This window comes from Nostoc sp. UHCC 0302, assembly GCF_038096175.1.
In the GTDB taxonomy this organism is placed as follows: Bacteria; Cyanobacteriota; Cyanobacteriia; order Cyanobacteriales; family Nostocaceae; genus UHCC-0302.
This window is the reverse complement of the sequence record NZ_CP151099.1, coordinates 4,782,523-4,799,315: the sequence shown is the minus strand read 5'-3', so window position 1 is coordinate 4,799,315 and position 16,793 is coordinate 4,782,523. Positions and strand designations below refer to the sequence as shown.

General features: G+C 44.6%; 10 protein-coding genes. 6 read left to right on the top strand and 4 right to left on the bottom strand.

Going from position 1 to position 16,793, the window contains the following annotated elements:
- Positions 1-182: 182 nt before the first annotated feature.
- Entirely contained in the window at positions 183-1,700 is a 1,518-nt protein-coding gene (gene crtD / locus WKK05_RS20740; RefSeq protein WP_341524981.1) for a C-3',4' desaturase CrtD, read from the top strand.
- A gap of 23 nt (positions 1,701-1,723) precedes the next feature.
- On the opposite strand, the gene WKK05_RS20735 is transcribed toward crtD, so the two are convergent.
- Both WKK05_RS20735 and hslO read right to left on the bottom strand, forming a co-directional pair.
- On the bottom strand, positions 1,724-3,826 hold the full coding sequence (locus tag WKK05_RS20735; RefSeq protein WP_341524980.1) for a chromosome segregation ATPase: 2,103 nt from the start codon (positions 3,824-3,826) through the stop codon (positions 1,724-1,726).
- Positions 3,827-3,980: 154 nt separating this feature from the next.
- Positions 3,981-4,886, bottom strand: coding sequence for an Hsp33 family molecular chaperone HslO (gene hslO, locus WKK05_RS20730; RefSeq protein ID WP_341524979.1), 906 nt, complete (start codon positions 4,884-4,886; stop codon positions 3,981-3,983).
- A 496-nt stretch (positions 4,887-5,382) separates the two neighbouring features.
- On the opposite strand from hslO, the gene WKK05_RS20725 reads away from it, so the two are divergent.
- Entirely contained in the window at positions 5,383-5,784 is a 402-nt protein-coding gene (locus tag WKK05_RS20725) for a hypothetical protein (RefSeq protein ID WP_341524978.1), read from the top strand.
- Positions 5,785-6,095: 311 nt separating this feature from the next.
- Here the strand turns inward: WKK05_RS20725 and WKK05_RS20720 are convergent, their stop codons facing one another.
- Positions 6,096-6,527, bottom strand: a complete 432-nt coding sequence (locus WKK05_RS20720; RefSeq protein ID WP_341524977.1) for a universal stress protein — start codon at positions 6,525-6,527, stop codon at positions 6,096-6,098.
- 593 nt (positions 6,528-7,120) lie between these two features.
- Positions 7,121-8,422, bottom strand: coding sequence for a histidinol dehydrogenase (gene hisD, locus WKK05_RS20715; protein WP_341524976.1), 1,302 nt, complete (start codon positions 8,420-8,422; stop codon positions 7,121-7,123).
- A gap of 924 nt (positions 8,423-9,346) precedes the next feature.
- On the opposite strand from hisD, the gene rpsT reads away from it, so the two are divergent.
- The 4 genes from rpsT (at position 9,347) to WKK05_RS20695 (ending at position 16,762) form a co-directional block, all read left to right on the top strand.
- Positions 9,347-9,643, top strand: coding sequence for a 30S ribosomal protein S20 (gene rpsT / locus WKK05_RS20710; RefSeq protein ID WP_341524975.1), 297 nt, complete (start codon positions 9,347-9,349; stop codon positions 9,641-9,643).
- Between the two features lie 291 nt (positions 9,644-9,934).
- Positions 9,935-10,720, top strand: coding sequence for a TatD family hydrolase (locus tag WKK05_RS20705; RefSeq protein ID WP_341531139.1), 786 nt, complete (start codon positions 9,935-9,937; stop codon positions 10,718-10,720).
- A gap of 750 nt (positions 10,721-11,470) precedes the next feature.
- Complete coding sequence (rpoB, locus tag WKK05_RS20700) at positions 11,471-14,770, top strand: DNA-directed RNA polymerase subunit beta (protein ID WP_341524974.1); 3,300 nt, start codon at positions 11,471-11,473, stop codon at positions 14,768-14,770.
- Between the two features lie 114 nt (positions 14,771-14,884).
- Complete coding sequence (locus WKK05_RS20695) at positions 14,885-16,762, top strand: DNA-directed RNA polymerase subunit gamma (protein ID WP_341524973.1); 1,878 nt, start codon at positions 14,885-14,887, stop codon at positions 16,760-16,762.
- The last annotated feature ends 31 nt before the right edge of the window (positions 16,763-16,793 follow it).

The window sequence follows — 16,793 nt, the reverse complement described above, 5'->3', positions numbered from 1 at the left end:
AACTGCCACACAAACTGTGTTAACACTCTTACTGTAGTTAGTCTGTTCTGGTGAAGCAATTTCTAACTCTTGTATAGGCAAGTTTAACCAGTTACTCTGTGTGCCTACAAAGTATCTCTTCTAGTCTCCTAGACCATGTAAAATTATTAATATAAATATTAATAAATGTAAACTAAAGCTCAATGTCCAGTCTTCTTATTGACAAAAGTCAATCCCGCGTCATCGTCATCGGTGCAGGAATCGGTGGACTAACTGCTGGGGCATTATTAGCCCATAGAGGTTATAGCGTCTTAATTTTGGATCAAGCCCTCGTACCGGGAGGCTGTGCTTCTACATTTAAACGTCGAGGATTTATCTTTGATGTTGGAGCTACTCAGGTAGCAGGGTTAGAACCAGGGGGAATTCACCATCGCATTTTCTCAGAATTAGCCATAGATTTACCAGAAGCGACACCTTGTGACCCCGCTTGTGCTGTATACTTGCCTGGGGAAAGTACACCAATTAACGTCTGGTGCGACCCAGAGAAATGGCAAGAGGAAAGACAAAAGCAGTTTCCTGGTAGTGAACCATTCTGGCAATTGTTAGCAACTTTGTTTGCAGCCAGTTGGGAATTTCAAGGACGCGACCCAGTGCTACCGCCACGTAACTTGTGGGATTTGTGGCAGTTAACTCAGGCTGTACGTCCTAGTACATTAATTACCGTACCCTTCACCTTGTTTACTGTCGGAGATGCTTTACGGTTATATGGGCTGGGAAATAACCAACGGCTGAGAACATTTTTGGATTTACAACTAAAGCTTTATTCTCAGGTCAACGCCGAAGAAACTGCATTACTTTATGCCGCAACCGCATTAAATGTATCCCAACTGCCTCAAGGATTATTTCACCTCCAAGGTAGTATGCAAGTACTAAGCGATCGCCTAGTACAAGCTTTAGAACGAGACGGTGGCAAACTGTTGATGCGTCACACCGTAGAGCAGATCAAAGTGGAAAATGGCCAAGCTACTGCTGTTGTGATTAAAAATCAGAAAACTGGCGAAGTCTGGACAGAAGCAGCTGACCATGTAGTTGCCAATGTCACGGTGCAGAACTTGGTGGATTTGTTGGGAGAACAGGCTCCATCTGGCTATAAACAGCGAGTCGAAAGACTCCCCCAAGCATCGGGAGCATTTGTAGTGTATTTAGGTGTAGATGCCAGCGCCATTCCCGTGGATTGTCCGCCCCATCTACAATTTATGTACGATGCTAACGGCCCAATTGGGGAGAATAATTCTTTATTTGTCTCCGTCAGCCATCCTGGAGATGGTCGCGCACCAGCAGGGAAAGCTACAATTACCGCTTCTTCATTTGTAGATCCTGCACCTTGGTCGCGTACACAAGATTATCCATTGCTCAAGCAAAAGTATACACAAGAAGCGATCGCCCACCTTGCCCAATACTTCTATTTGAAACCAGAAACTATTATCCATCAAGAAGCTGCAACACCCCGTACCTTCGCCCACTTTACAGCACGCGATCGCGGTATAGTCGGTGGTATTGGTCAAAGGATACCCACCTTTGGCCCGTTTGGGTTTGCCAATCGTACACCCATCAAGCATCTGTGGTTAGTTGGTGACTCTACCCATCCAGGTGAAGGCACTGCTGGGGTGAGTTACTCAGCTCTGACCGTGGTCAGGCAAATTGAGGCACAAAAACCGTAGAATACTCTCAAAATTGTAGATTACTATCCATTGGGAGTGGTCAATGGTTGAATTGGTTGAAATGTCGGTGTCGGTGTAGGCTGAGGATTAAGAAATTGCTGCCAAGTTTGAATTTGCTCTTGTGCCGCACTGTAAGCAGCACTACCGCGAGGAATCAACTTTGCAGTCTCTATACCTCTAGCTATATCAGATTGACCTTGAGAACGTGCTATTTCCAATAATTGCTGACTCCATTGGTCAATAGCAAGATTTGCATCCATCCGCAGAATGCTCCGGTTGGCGACCCGATCAGCCAACCGCATTGCTTCAGCCAAGGCTTCAGGTGTGCCAGCAGTTGCCGCTTGCTGCGCTTTCTGCCAGTTTTCTTGGGTACGAATTTCCCCTTGCCAATCATCTATAGCCGCTTGTGCTTCACCAGAAAGCGCTCTCCCCGACGATGCAATTGCTTGAGCTGTATTAATTGCAGCAGGTAAATTGCCACTCTGAGCCAGTTGTCGCGCCTGATCTAAGTAAGGTTGGTCTTGAATTTGCTGAATTTTTCCTGTCCAAGTACGAATTTTTTTCCGCGCTTCTGGATATAATGCCCGACCTCTACGAACTTGACTAGCTTCAGCGATCGCAGCTTGTAAAGAGTTGATATCCTCAAACAACGCTATCTGTTCGGCACGTTCTAAGTAAGGTTGGTCTTGGATTGTCTCGATTTGGGCTTGCCAGCGACCCATTTCTTCCCTAGCTTCTGTAGCGCGGGGGTTAGTGGCTGGTATCAGTTGTGCTTCGGAGATCGCTGCTGCTAAATCATTGACTGTTCCTTGACTAGCCAGTGTTCTAGCTTTTTCTAACCGGGCAACATCTTCAATTTCTAATTGCCAACGTGCCACAAGTTTTTGTGCTTTGTTATACACTGGTCTTGAGGGATCGATTTGTTGTGCCTGAGCGATCGCTGACTCTAAACCAGAAACATTACCGATCCATGCACTCCTTTGCGCCTCACCCAAGGCAATAAAATCATCGACTTCCGATTGCAATCCTGTAGTTTCAGGAATTTGTCTAGCAATATCCAGTGCTGTATCTGCATCCCGTGCATCCAACTTTGCTTGTGCTAAGTTCAGCATCTTGCGTCCAAATTCTGGAATCGATTTTTGAGCTTTTTGATAAAAGTAACTACCTTGCCCAATCGACTCGACAATTTTGATAGCTTCTTGTAAATTATCTACTACGCTGCTATTTGCTAGACTTTCAGCTTTTGCCAACTTCTCAGCATCTTCCCGCGCTGTAGTAATTAACTGGTTCAATTGGTCGTACTTAGTACTTGCCCAGTACTTATTATCCACACGCAATAATTTGGCTGACAGCATATACGCCGATTGCCAGCGGCTTTGCTGTAGTTCCTTTTCCGAGTCTTGGTAGATTCCTTCTGCCTTCGACCAGATGGACTGCCATTTGGCAACTTGCTCGTTTACTAGTTGGTAGGCTGGCAGGTCTTCAGGTATTTTTTGAGCAATAGCGATCGCTTCGTCTATATTTCCTGACTGGAAACTCTGATCAGCTAACTGTAAAATATCCCGCGACCATTCTTCTACAAAACGACCAATCTCGGTATGTAATGGGTGACTTTCTGGCAGTTGTTTCACTAGGGCGATCGCTTGTAACAGATCATTTACTGTCTGCTTAGAAGCTGCTAATTGAGCGCAATGTAACCGCACCGACGCACTAGCCAAAGGCCAAAAAATTGATGGGCAGTTTGGGGCAGATGGCAACTTCAACAGCATTGCCATTGCCAGGAATCCGATACTGCCAGGAATCAAAGTTAGTAATAATGACCACAACACCCAGCTTTTCATCCACCGGGGCAATTTTTTGCCCTTCCTACTGAGTGTTGCAGATTCTTCTGAATGATTATTTATAGGTAATTCTTCTCCACGAGACGCTCCGCCTAGCTTGCTTCCACCAAGTGGTACGGAATCGTTTTCTTTTTGCCGCTTTACTGACTTCGAGGTAGAATCAGTAGCCGGGACAACAAATGCTTGAGTTTCACCGAATTGTTGTGTTTGGGATAAGAGTGTATTATTATCTGGCTCTCTTGCTCTGGCTGGGGGCCAACTGTCTGGAATATCCCGCTCTGTCATCTCTCACACCACAATAATTGAATAGCGCTCTGTTTTAAGTCGATAATTCCATTTTTGACATAGTAGCTTTCTCATGCCCAAAAAGCTACTTTTTTCATTATCTCTAGTTCACAGATACCATTACCATTTCCAAGCTTTAGTGTTGTTTTATACTTTATTTTGAAATTGAAGATTCTGTCTGTAAATCAACAATTAACTGAGCTAAATCATCACTACTAGCTTGGTAAACTCTGCCACAAAAATCACAAGTTGCCTCAGCACCATCATCTTTAATAATCATGTCTTGCAATTCTGCTTCTCCCAAAATCTTCAATGCTCCCAACACCCGGTCAAAAGAGCAACGACAGTGAAAGCGTAGCATTTGGCTTTCGGGAAAAATCGTTAGTCCCATGTCTCCTAGCAGATCATCAAAAATTTCGGGTAACGTCTTTCCAGCTTGCAACAACGGCGTAAATCCTGATAAAGCAGCTACTCGTGATTCCAAGGTTGCAACTAGAGCTTCGTCTCTAGCAGCTTTGGGCAACACTTGTACCAGTAAACCTCCAGCAGCCGTAACTCCACTTCCTCCCACAAATACCCCTAAAACTAGGGCTGAAGGAGTTTGTTCAGAACTTACTAGGTAATGAGCTACGTCATCACCAATCTCACCAGAAACCAGTTCTACTGTACTAGAGTAAGGGTAACCATAACCGATATCTCGTACAACGTAGAGGTACCCTTTACCTACTGCGCCCCCGACATCTAGCTTACCTTTAGCATTAGGAGGCAATTCTATAGACGGGTTTTCTACATAACCCCGTACAGTGCCATCTAATCCGGCATCTACCAATATACCACCTAAAGGGCCATCGCCCTTCACTCGGACATTGATTCTTGAGCCAGTTCGCTTCATATTGGAAGCCATTAACAACCCTGCTGCCATAGTCCGACCCAGTGCTGCCGTTCCCACATAGGAAAGCTTGTGGCGCACTCGTGCTTCTTCTGTTAAGCGTGTGCTGATCACACCTACTGCACGAATTCCACCTTCGGCTGCCGTGGCACGAATTAACTGATCCGCCATGAAAAACCTTACCAAATAGTGTCTTAGTGAAAGCCCCAGCTTTTAAGCATGGGAATGAAAATAATACTTATTATAACAAAACGTAACTTAAACATATATTTTATCAGTAGATTATAATATAGGTATGAAGGAACTAAGACTGACAATTAAATAAAAATTTCTTCCCTGAGATAAGCAATTCAAAATTCCAAATTTAAAATGAAATAACCTAATTTTAGCCAGCTTATGAACAATTACTTCTCTTTCACTAAAATGCATCTTAGCTCAGTAAGTTTAAAGCATTAAAAAAACAAAATCTATTTTAGCAAGCGTTGCAATTCAACCGAAAAATTTACTTAAGATATATCTCCCGTTAGTTTACTCTAGGAGAAGTATTGTATTTATTGAAAATCGGAAATTAATTGTTAGTCAGGAAACAAAATCTCGCACAAGTTTTTACATTAGTCTTTACCATAATAAAACAATAACTCACTCAGGTAGAGTGTAATCATTAAAAATGCTGGGTACTTTTCAACAAAGCCAACTACGGATCGAAATTGAAGCATCAGCAAGTGCAATACACGACAGCTTGCTGTATCCAAAAAAACTAGAAAAATGGCTCTTGGGGCAACGCTTTGCTTCAGGTATGCCAGAAGAGCTTCATCCAGGATTCCAGTTTACAACCTGGACTGGGCCAGTTCCGATTCATCATCAAGTCGACGTTGTTAAACCTAATTGCCTACGCTTGCTACTAAGTGGAGGAATTGACGGTTTTCACGAATGGTATTGGGGAGAAGGTTGGATACAGTCCCGCTTAGAAGGGGTGACAATTCTGCCTCTGAATTTGGGTCAAACTCTGAGTTTATTGAGCTTGCGTCAGTTTTTAGCAACTCAACAGGATGGAGAATCCCAAAAATAGCTAGAAATGCAATGTCTCTTAAGTCTATTTAATGGCGACACAAACAAAGCCTATCCCTCTTTATTTTCAAGGGTAGGCTTTTTTTCTTAAATGATTTTATCTGCTTTTTATAAGGGTTCTTAATTGTTTGCAATACCTCTGGTTTGGGTATATTAGAGACAGTAGAAAGAACATTCTGACTTCTAATTTCTTCGGAGAATGTATTTGATTATTCTAAAAATTGCTATAAATTTTCAAGCTAAACCCCAAAAAGACAAAACCACATTCAATAATTACTACTCTATTGACAATTAAGATTTAATTATCAATTTTTAAATCTTATTGGGCTTCACTACTAACACTGAGCAATTAGCCTCTTCCACGACTTGATTACTAACAGAACCTAGTACAATTCGCTTCATACCAATTAATCCACGACTGCCAATTATAATTAATTCAGTCTTATAAATATTTGCAAGGCGAATAATCTCTTCAGCAGGGTCGCCGCTTACTAGCTCTAATTCAGTTTTAACTGACACCTTTTCTTGATAAGATTGCAGTTGTTGTTCTATATGAAAATACGAAAGTGTTTGCGACTCTGGCTGAGGACGATCAGCAGGTAGTTCCATATCTGACTCGGGATTGGGAAACACATGACATAGAACAACTTTGCTATCATCTGATAGCACCAAATCATCCAAAGCCTGAATTACTCGTTCTGCAATTTCAGAACCATCCAGAGCTACCAAAATATTTTTTAGCACCGCTCTCGTCTCCTAACTCTTAAAGAGTAGACCCCTGACATAAATAAGTATCTAGCGAAAGTTTTTGCAAATGTGAACCAACCAATTTCCTTAATAAAAACTCACTTTGTTGAATAGAGAATTCGCCATATGAGATTTTTACGCTAATTTGCTCAAGTTGAGCCATAGTATTGCAGAGCTAGTCCCGTAAGTTTAGTCCTTTTGGCGTAGTGTCTCGGTAAAGTCCTGCGGCATAGCTGCGCTTACCATGCTGCGTACAAGGGAGAACTTAGCAGATAGGCTGGTCTCCCAACTGAGAGAACTAGTGAGTCAGTCCGCTTTGATAGGGGTTTCCACGCCACTGCTTTTAAGTCGGCAAAGCCAACACCTTGTACACGCCTGATGGGTGGCTTAAGGTAGGGTAGCAAGTGGCGTGATTTCCCGAGGAAATCTTTTTTGGAGTCTCCCCAAAGGAAAATTTTCCTTAGAACTGCTCGTTAACTGACTGTACAGTGGCTGCTCTAGTGAGGCTGCTGCTGTCTAAACTTTCAGTGTGAAGCCCCTGAGTGACTTTTGCCAACAGTACAACGTAGAAAAAAATTAAGCATTCCAAATCACTCTTCCTGCTGAATTCGGCGTCGTACTGAATCGGCGTGAGAAGGTAAACCTTCTGCTGTTGCTAGCACGTCAATTGCACCAGCCACCTTATATAGCGCCGCTTGTGAGTATTGAATAATACTAGAGTGTTTGAGGAAAGTTTCGACACCTAACGCCGAAGTATAGCGAGCAGCACCAGAAGTCGGCAAGGTATGGTTAGGCCCAGCCAAATAGTCTCCTACAGCTTCTGGTGTAGAGTAACCCAAGAAGATTGCTCCAGCATGGCGAATTTGTGGAATTAATGCCCAAGGATCTTTGATTTCTAACTCCAAGTGTTCAGGGGCAAATTCATTCGATAGTTCTGCTGCTGCTTCCAAGGATTCCACAACGACAATTAAACCGTAATGAGCGATCGCTTTTTCTGTGTCTATTCGCCGTGGATGATCTACTAACTGTCTCTCCACAGCTACTTGCACGTTTTTTGCCAAACTAGCATCTGTCGTCAGCAAAATTGCTGCCGCCATCGGGTCATGTTCGGCTTGGGCTAACAAATCAGTGGCGACATGCACCGGATTTGCAGTTTCATCGGCAATCACCAGCACTTCGCTTGGCCCTGCTAAAGAATCAATGCCCACAGTACCGTAGACCAGTTTTTTCGCTAGCGTCACATAAATATTCCCAGGCCCAGTAATCACATTCACTTTCGGAATTGTTTCTGTGCCATAGGCTAACGCGGCGATCGCTTGTGCGCCCCCGACACGATAAATTTCTTGTACTCCTGCTTCTTGGGCGGCCACTAAGACTGCTGGGTTAACTGTACCCCCTGCTCCGGGTGGTGTTACCATGACTACACGGGGTACACCAGCTACCTTTGCCGGCACTGAATTCATCAGCACTGTACTGGGATAGGCGGCGCGACCACCGGGTACATATAATCCTGCTCGGTCTACAGGAGTATAGCGTTTGCCCAGCACTACTTCATCATCGCCAAAGTGTACCCAGCTTTTTGGTACTCGCTGACGATGAAACGCTTCAATTTGGCGGTAAGCTAGCCGAATCGCCTGGAGCAATTCCTTAGACACCTGTTGATAAGCTGCATCCAGTTCCGAGCCTGTAACGCGCAATTCTTCGGGTGTCAGGTTTTGGTGGTCAAATTCGGCTGTGTAATGCAGTACAGCTTTGTCGCCTTGGCGCTTCACTGCTTGCAACACTTCCCGCACCGTTGCTTCCTTGTGAAGCACCTGTTCGTCATGGGTGCGATCGCAGATACGTTGTAGCTCTGCTCTGACGTCTGCCTGCTGAGTAATGATTCGCAGCATGGAGTAAGGACAATGCCAAAATTTAGAATATACCCGCCTGAGAATCAGTTTTGCTCTTTACCCACTGGGATATAGAAACTATTCTTGATTCTCTTCTCTAGCTTAACCTGGATTTTTTTGATACTCCCAAGGCTGCCAGCATATTAGATTGCTTGAAAAGGCGACTTAATTGCTCAGTCCGAAAGCTTGTTAAAGCTATCAGCAGGGAGCGGGCGTGCCAGTACCGCTACCCTTATGCCCTACACCTCACTCTTTTGGAGATGCAGGCGGTGTGATGACACATCCAGCCCCCAAATTCAAGAGGGATAGGGTCTGAGTATAATTTTTACTAATTTATTCTACTTTAGTAGCTAGGATGTGTACATCCACGATATATCGTGTCTATACATTATAAGCCCCTGAAATTTAGACTTTTACGGTTTTTTGCCTTTGAACAATGCATCCTATTTAGGACACACCGACTCAGCAGACCACCGCATTATCAGGTGGCGACTTAAAGTGACTATTTAATTGAAGTACCTAATTTTAACGCATTTCCCGAATTGAGACACACATATTTAGGGATTAGGGACTGGGGATAAGGGGTAATGGAGATTAGGAACTGAATTATTCTCAGTAGCCAGTACCAAATTTCCAATTACATCTTATGTGAATTAGGTGTTGAAATCCATGTAATTTCATTGATAATTCCCAAATTTTATTTTTGGGCAGCCCTGCAAACTCTTGTATAGCAACAGTATTTTTAAATTCACCTGAAGTGTTAATCCCCATTACCCAATCCCCAATACCTAGTTACCAATCCCCAATATCCAGTCTCTAAATGCGGTATTTATTTTTTAGGAAATTCTAACATTGGCAATATGGATGCTATATTAGTAAGTCTAGTAGTGTGTGTACATATTAATAGTCTTTTTGGAATTGACTGTGGCCAATACAAAATCTGCTCTCAAACGCGCCGAAATCGCAGAACGCAATCGGCTGCGGAATAAAGCTTATAAATCAGTGGTAAAAACGCTGATTAAAAAATACCAGAACGCTGTAGTTGTGTATGCAGCTAATCCTACCCCAGAATTAAAAGAAGAAGCGCTTTCTCGACTATCCGAGGCTTACAGCAAAATTGATAAAGCTGTAAAGCGGGGTGTCCTACATCCAAACAACGGGGCTAGGAAAAAATCAAGATTAGCTCAAAGGCTAAAACCACTTACACAAACGGCAGAGTAGTGCCAAGTCAAGAGTTCAAAGTCAATATTTTGGACTCTTAACCCTGCGGGTGACCGTAAAGCACGCCAAAGCTCATGCCAGTTGTTAATGGGAAAAACCACGCCACTAAATGGCAGTTGCTACCCTTTTCCTAGCAAAAACGCAAGCTACGCAGTAAGCGCAGCTTGCTCACAGTGCTTGACGGAAATCCATGTAGCGTTTATTAGGTGGAGAAACTTTCGATAGTTTCTCCACCTAATAAAAGTGGACTACCTCGCCTTTGGCGTTCCCTTTTTCTCTTTCTTGACTAAGATGCAGTTGATAGACACCCACGTTCATCTCAACTTTGATAGTTTCCAGCCTGATTTAGCAACAGTGCGATCGCGATGGCAACAAGCAGGTGTAGTAGGTTTAGTACATTCTTGTGTTGAGCCAGAAGAGTTCTCTAGTATCCAAGCTATAGCGCATGAGTTTCCTGAACTCAGCTTTGCTGTAGGATTACATCCTTTAGATGCTGATAAATGGAGAAGCGAGACAGCCGAGGAAATAAAATCTTTAGCTAGCTCGGACTCTAAAGTAGTAGCAATTGGGGAAATGGGGCTGGATTATTATAAAGCAGATAACTACGAGCAACAGCGGATGGTGTTTGAAGCGCAATTGGCAATCGCATCCGAACTCAACTTACCAGTGATTATTCACTGTCGTGATGCTGCTGTTGCAGTCAGAGAAGTTTTGCAAAAATGCCAGGAAAATGCAGGAGCAAAACTGCGAGGTGTGATGCACTGCTGGGGTGGAACGCCAGAAGAGACTCAATGGTTTCTTGACTTAGGCTTTTACATCAGCTTTAGCGGCACAGTAACATTCAAAAACGCCAAAGCTATCCAATCTTCAGCTGCAATGGTGAGCAGCGATCGTCTACTAATTGAAACAGACTGCCCTTTTCTCGCTCCGGTTCCCAAACGAGGGGAACGGCGCAACGAGCCAGCCTACGTCCTTTATGTTGCCGAGCAAGTAGCTAAGCTTCGTCAAGAAACAGTAGAGGCGATCGCCCATCAAACTACCCAAAATGCTTGCAAATTATTCGGTCTATCAATATAGAATACGTTTTAGTCTCTACTATATAATTCTGGTAAAAAAATAAAACTCTAGGAGGACAAAAATATGCTAAACTTAATCCCTCCAAAACACTTTGCTTGCGCCATAATGGTAAAGGAAGGAAGTAGGAATTTCTAAGTTTGAATTTTGTGTTGTTATCGACTGTAACATCCTCACATTCTCTACAAGCGGATGCTCTCAATACATGACTACCCGTGCTAACACAGGTTGAGCTAGACTTTTGCACAACATCGGCTTCTGTGTATTTACCCTATACAAAATTGTTAAAGAAAATTGCCTTGTGAGTATAACCCAGCAATATCAACCCATTGTAATCGAGAGCCAACAAGGCGCGGCTCGCTCCCTTAGTCTGAGCATATCACTGAGAGTATAAAAACTGAGTTGATTAAAGACAGATACAGCAGTGGAGAGATGCGTAGGCTAATTAACGCGCTTTTTGGAGGGTAAGTGAGGAAAATAAATCAAACTCAAGAATATCTAGAGGATTTACTCTTCTTGAATCTATATTATTATAGCTGGATTTTTCCGGTTCTGTCCCCTCATCAGGGGCAATTACCCCCTTGTCAAAAACCGCCAAATCCAGCTTTAATTGCTGCGTTTGCCTGCACCTGTAAATAGCAGGTGATGTAAAGGAGAAGTTCCCAATAATAGTTAAGGACACTGGCTAGCGATGGGAAGCGACAAACAGTAGTGTCCAAGCGAAAGTTTAACCAGGTTGACAAAGGTAGAGGCATGACTAAAGAAACATATATGGAACCCGCCTTTCTGTTGCCAGACTTGATTGAAATCCAGCGTTCAAGCTTTCGCTGGTTTTTGGAAGAAGGGTTGATAGAAGAACTTAACTCCTTTAGTCCAATCACAGATTACACTGGCAAACTAGAACTGCACTTTTTGGGTAATAACTACAAACTCAAAGAGCCAAAATACAGCGTCGAAGAAGCCAAACGGCGGGATAGTACCTATGCCGTACAAATGTATGTTCCGACACGCTTAATCAATAAAGAAACCGGGGAAATCAAAGAGCAAGAGGTATTTATTGGGGATTTGCCTTTGATGACCGACCGCGGCACGTTTATTATTAACGGGGCTGAGCGGGTGATTGTCAATCAAATTGTGCGATCGCCAGGAGTTTACTACAAATCGGAAATTGACAAAAACGGACGGCGGACTTATTCAGCTAGCTTAATTCCCAACCGGGGAGCATGGCTGAAGTTTGAAACAGACCGTAACGATTTGGTGTGGGTACGCATTGATAAAACCCGCAAGCTTTCAGCACAAGTGCTATTGAAAGCCTTGGGTTTATCAGACAACGAAATCTTTGATGCCTTACGTCACCCCGAATATTTCCAAAAAACCATCGAAAAAGAAGGGCAATTTTCTGAAGAAGAAGCCCTGATGGAGTTGTATCGCAAATTACGTCCAGGTGAACCGCCGACAGTGTTGGGTGGTCAACAACTCCTAGATTCTCGTTTCTTTGACCCGAAACGTTATGACCTTGGTCGCGTCGGTAGGTACAAGCTAAACAAGAAATTACGGCTTTCTGTACCCGACACAATGCGCGTGCTGACTGCTGGAGACATTTTGGCAGCAGTCGATTACCTAATTAACCTAGAGTATGACATTGGTAACATTGATGACATCGACCATTTAGGAAATCGCCGAGTCAGAAGTGTGGGCGAATTGTTGCAGAACCAAGTCCGGGTAGGCTTAAACCGCCTAGAAAGAATCATTCGGGAACGGATGACCGTATCTGATGCTGAAGTACTGACCCCCGCTTCCTTGGTCAACCCGAAACCATTGGTAGCAGCGATTAAAGAATTCTTTGGCTCTAGTCAGTTGAGTCAGTTCATGGATCAAACCAATCCTTTAGCAGAACTGACACACAAACGGCGTCTCAGCGCCCTTGGCCCTGGTGGTTTAACTCGTGAACGTGCCGGGTTTGCCGTGCGAGATATTCATCCTTCACACTACGGACGTATTTGCCCGATTGAGACACCAGAAGGCCCCAACGCTGGTTTGATTGGCTCCTTGGCTACCCATGCCAGAGTTAACCAATACGGTTTCTTAGAAACACCCTTTAGACCAGTGGAAAACGGGCGGGTGCGATTTGATGTCCAGCCAGTGTACATGACAGCCGATGAAGAAGACGACTTGCGGACTGCTACCGGTGATATTCCCTTAGATGAAAACGGTTACATTAAAGGGCCACAAGTGCCAGTACGCTATCGGCAAGATTGGGCTACCACAACGCCAGAGCAAGTAGACTACGTAGCAGTCTCTCCTGTGCAGATTGTATCGGTAGCTACTAGCATGATTCCCTTCTTGGAGCATGACGACGCTAACCGGGCGCTGATGGGATCGAATATGCAACGGCAGGCAGTACCCTTACTCAAACCAGAGCGTCCTTTGGTGGGTACAGGTTTGGAAGCTCAGGGAGCAAGAGACTCCGGGATGGTAATTGTATCCCGCACCGATGGCGATGTCACCTATGTAGATGCCACAGAGATTCGTGTGCGTCCTAAACCCAATGCCTCAGAAGTTAAGTACTATCTTTCCAAGTATCAACGTTCCAACCAAGACACTTGTTTGAACCAAAAGCCCCTCGTGCGAATTGGTGAACGCGTTGTAGCAGGTCAAGTACTAGCTGATGGTTCCTCTACCGAAGGTGGGGAATTAGCGCTCGGACAAAATATCGTTGTCGCTTATATGCCTTGGGAAGGCTATAACTACGAAGACGCGATTTTGATTTCCGAAAGATTGGTACAGGATGATGTCTATACCTCAATTCACATTGAAAAATATGAAATTGAAGCTAGACAGACGAAACTGGGGCCAGAAGAAATCACCAGGGAAATTCCCAACGTTGGGGAAGATGCTTTACGGCAGTTGGATGAGCAGGGAATCATTCGGATTGGCGCATGGGTAGAAGCTGGAGATATCTTGGTAGGAAAAGTTACCCCCAAAGGTGAATCTGACCAACCACCAGAAGAAAAGCTATTGCGGGCGATTTTCGGAGAAAAAGCGCGGGATGTCCGGGATAATTCCCTACGAGTACCCAACGGTGAAAAAGGGCGCGTAGTTGACGTGCGTCTGTTTACCCGTGAGCAAGGCGATGAATTGCCACCAGGAGCCAATATGGTAGTCCGGGTGTATGTCGCTCAAAAACGCAAAATCCAAGTTGGTGACAAAATGGCGGGACGCCACGGTAATAAGGGAATCATTTCCCGAATTTTGCCAGTGGAAGATATGCCTTATTTGCCTGATGGTTCTACAGTAGACATCGTACTTAACCCCTTGGGCGTACCCAGCCGGATGAACGTCGGGCAGGTATTTGAGTGTCTATTGGGTTGGGCTGGTCATAATTTGGGAGTGCGATTTAAAATTACTCCCTTTGACGAAATGTACGGTGAAGAGTCATCCCGCAGAATTGTACATGGCAAGTTGCAAGAAGCCAGAGACGAAACAGGCAAAGATTGGGTATATAACCCAGATGATTCAGGCAAAATTATGGTCTTTGATGGTCGCACGGGCGAAGCATTTGACCGGCCTGTAACTGTGGGTGTGGCTTATATGCTGAAGCTAGTACATTTGGTGGACGACAAAATTCACGCTCGTTCTACAGGGCCATACTCGCTGGTTACTCAACAACCCTTGGGTGGTAAAGCACAGCAGGGTGGTCAGCGGTTTGGGGAAATGGAAGTATGGGCATTGGAAGCCTTTGGTGCAGCTTACACCTTACAGGAATTGCTCACAGTCAAATCCGACGATATGCAAGGGCGGAATGAAGCGCTAAATGCGATCGTTAAAGGTAAAGCAATTCCTCGACCAGGTACGCCGGAATCCTTTAAGGTACTGATGCGCGAACTGCAATCATTGGGCTTAGACATCGCTGTACACAAGGTAGAGACACAGGCAGATGGTAGTTCTTTAGATGTAGAAGTCGATTTGATGGCAGACCAATCAGCCCGACGCACTCCTCCACGACCTACCTATGAATCTCTTTCTCGTGAATCGTTAGATGACGACGAATAAATAAGGGATAGGGTATGGGGCATCGGGCATTGAGAATACTAAATAATGCCCAATGCCCCATCATCAACGTTTCAAAACTAAATATACTCAAAACTCAGAACTCAGCACTTAAGTATGAGACCCGCCCAAACTAATCAGTTTGACTACGTAAAAATCGGCTTGGCTTCCCCTGAACGCATTCGCCAGTGGGGCGAGAGAACATTGCCCAATGGTCAGGTAGTCGGTGAAGTCACCAAGCCAGAAACAATTAACTACCGAACTCTGAAGCCGGAGATGGACGGCTTATTCTGTGAACGGATTTTTGGCCCCGCAAAAGATTGGGAATGCCATTGTGGTAAGTATAAAAGAGTACGCCACAGAGGTATTGTTTGTGAGCGATGTGGGGTAGAAGTCACAGAGTCGCGGGTGCGTCGTCACCGCATGGGCTATATTAAACTTGCCGCACCAGTAGCTCACGTCTGGTATCTCAAAGGCATTCCTAGCTATATTTCCATCCTGCTGGATATGCCCTTGCGGGATGTCGAGCAGATTGTCTATTTCAACTCTTATGTCGTCCTGAGTCCAGGTAATGCTGAGACCTTAACTTACAAACAGTTACTGAGTGAAGACCAGTGGCTAGAAATTGAAGACCAAATTTATAGCGAAGATTCTCAGTTACAAGGCGTAGAAGTAGGTATTGGGGCTGAGGCACTGCTGCGATTGTTGGCTGATATCAATTTAGAGCAAGAAGCCGAAAGCTTACGAGAAGAAATTGGCAATGCCAAAGGGCAAAAGCGAGCCAAGCTAATTAAGCGACTACGGGTGATTGACAATTTCATCGCCACTGGTTCCAAGCCAGAGTGGATGGTAATGGCAGTCATTCCTGTGATTCCCCCCGACTTGCGCCCAATGGTGCAGCTAGATGGCGGTCGCTTTGCCACTAGCGATTTGAACGATTTGTATCGGCGGGTAATTAACCGTAATAATCGCTTGGCACGTTTACAAGAAATTTTGGCCCCAGAGATTATTGTGCGGAACGAAAAGCGGATGCTGCAAGAAGCAGTGGATGCTTTGATTGACAATGGTCGTCGGGGACGCACTGTAGTAGGGGCAAATAACCGACCCCTGAAATCTTTGTCCGACATTATTGAAGGTAAGCAAGGACGTTTCCGACAAAACTTGTTGGGTAAACGGGTTGACTACTCTGGACGTTCGGTAATTGTAGTCGGGCCAAAGCTGAAGATTCACCAGTGCGGTTTGCCAAGAGAAATGGCGATAGAGCTATTTCAACCGTTTGTGATTAATCGCTTGATTCGCAGTGGCATGGTGAATAACATCAAAGCTGCGAAAAAACTGATATCTCGCAATGATCCCAGTGTCTGGGATGTACTCGAAGAAGTGATTGAAGGACACCCAGTACTCTTGAACCGCGCACCGACGTTGCACCGTTTGGGTATTCAGTCTTTTGAACCAATTTTGGTAGAAGGTAGAGCGATTCAATTGCATCCTCTCGTTTGTCCAGCGTTTAATGCTGACTTTGACGGTGACCAAATGGCGGTACACGTGCCACTATCGTTAGAAAGTCAAGCAGAGGCGCGGTTGTTGATGCTAGCTTCTAACAATATTTTGTCACCAGCTACGGGTAAACCCATTATTACGCCTAGTCAAGATATGGTGTTGGGGGCATATTACTTAACAGCTGAAAACCCCGAAGCCAAAAAAGGTGTAGGCAAGTACTTTGCTTCCTTAGATGACGTAATTATGGCGTTTCACCAAGGGGAAATTGACTTACACGCCTATATCTACGTGCGGTTTGACGGAGAACTAGAATCAGACCAAGAAGATACAGAACCCTTGGAAGTGACAGAAAACAACGACGGCAGCCGAACATTGCTCTATAAGTTCCGCCGAGTCAGACATGACGGTCAAGGAAATCTGCTTTCTCAGTATATATACACAACGCCTGGTCGCGTTATTTACAATAAAGCCATTCAGGAAGCATTAGCAAGTTAGGGAATAGGGCATGGCGCATAGGGAAGACAGT